We start from the raw sequence: 1,588 nt of genomic DNA, 5'->3' as shown, positions 1-1,588 counted from the left end.
CTAACAGTGATGGCGAATATGGTATGGCAGCGCGTAAGACGTTGATCGACCAAATTCGTGCAGAAGTCAGTGCAAACGGTGGCGAATCGCTATTACTGTCTGGCGGTGATATCAACACTGGTGTTCCAGAATCAGATTTACAAGATGCATTACCAGATTTTATCGGTATGAACGAAATCGCTTATGATGCAATGGCCGTCGGTAATCACGAATTTGATAACCCATTAGCAGTATTAGATTCTCAACGTTCAGTTGCAAACTTCCCAATGCTTGCTGCAAACATTTATAAAGCAGACGGTACTCGTTATTTTGATGCTTATAAAGTGTTTGACGTTAACGGTGTTCGTGTTGCTGTTATCGGTTTAACCACCGAAGACACGGCTAAAATCGGTAACCCAGAATTTATTAAAGATTTAACGTTTACAGACCCAACAACTGAAGCGGCTAAAGTTATTGCAGAAATTAAAGCTGCAGATACCGCTGATTTAATTTTTGCGACGACTCATATGGGTCACTATGCTGATGCGCAAAATGGTAGTAATGCTCCTGGCGATGTGACATTAGCTCGTGCACTTGCTGCAGGTGATTTAAGTGCCATTATTGGTGGCCACTCTCAAAACCCTGTATGTATGGAACCAGATACTAACGACTATGCAGAGTTTGCTCCTGGTGACGCTTGTACTCCTGACATGCAAAATGGCACTTACATTATGCAAGCTCATGAATGGGGTAAGTATGTTGGCCGTGCTGATTTTGAATATTTCAACGGTGAGCTTCACCTTGCAAGCTACAAGTTAATTCCGGTTAATTTGAAGAAAACGGTTGAAGATGCTGAAGGTAACAAAACTAAAGTTTTAGTTGCTGATGAAATCACAGCTGATGCAGATTTAAAAGCACTACTTTCTTATTACCAAGAACGTGGTCAAGGCCAACTTGATGAAATTATTGCTACTACAGATGCATTATTAGACGGTGAGCGTGCAAATGTACGTAACATGCAAACTAATTTAGGTCGTTTAGTTGCTGAAGCACAGCGTACTAAAGTGGGTGCAGATATCGGCGTGATGAACTCTGGTGGCGTACGTGCTTCTATTCAAGCTGGTGATATTTCTTATCGTGACGTGTTAACTGTGCAGCCTTTTGGCAACATGGTAACGTTGAGCACTATGACTGGTGCAGAAGTGACTGAGTATCTTAATACTGTAGCTTCATTCCAACGTGGTGCAGGTGCATATGCACAAATCACTGGCGTGAAAATGACAGTTGATTGTACTGCTCAAACTGTTGCTATTAGTGAAATTAATGGTAAAGACTACAGTGCAACTGATTCATATAGCTTCACTGTACCAAGCTTTAACGCTGCAGGCGGTGACGGCTACCCAGTATTAGACCCAATCCAAACTGGTTATGTTGATGCTGAAGTGTTATACACTTTCTTCAAAGACAAAGGCACTATTGCTGCCGCAGACTATGCACCAATTGGTGACATTGTTTATGATAATTCAAACAGCCCACTAGGTTGTGAAGTAACCGCAAACTAATTCAACTCAATTAAGGTTAATCGATGGGGTACCCATTTATTATTCTG

Annotated in this window: 1 protein-coding gene; it reads left to right on the top strand. The window is 41.6% G+C overall.

The window, feature by feature from the left end:
• Window positions 1-1,541 (top strand): bifunctional UDP-sugar hydrolase/5'-nucleotidase UshA (ushA, locus tag H5202_RS22190; RefSeq protein ID WP_182773939.1); only part of this gene is annotated, 1,541 nt, incomplete at its 5' end.
• Window positions 1,542-1,588: the final 47 nt, after the last annotated feature.

Source organism: Shewanella sp. SG41-4, from assembly GCF_014164505.1.
Lineage (GTDB): Bacteria > Pseudomonadota > Gammaproteobacteria > Enterobacterales > Shewanellaceae > Shewanella.
This window is presented reverse-complemented; position numbering and strand designations above follow the sequence as displayed.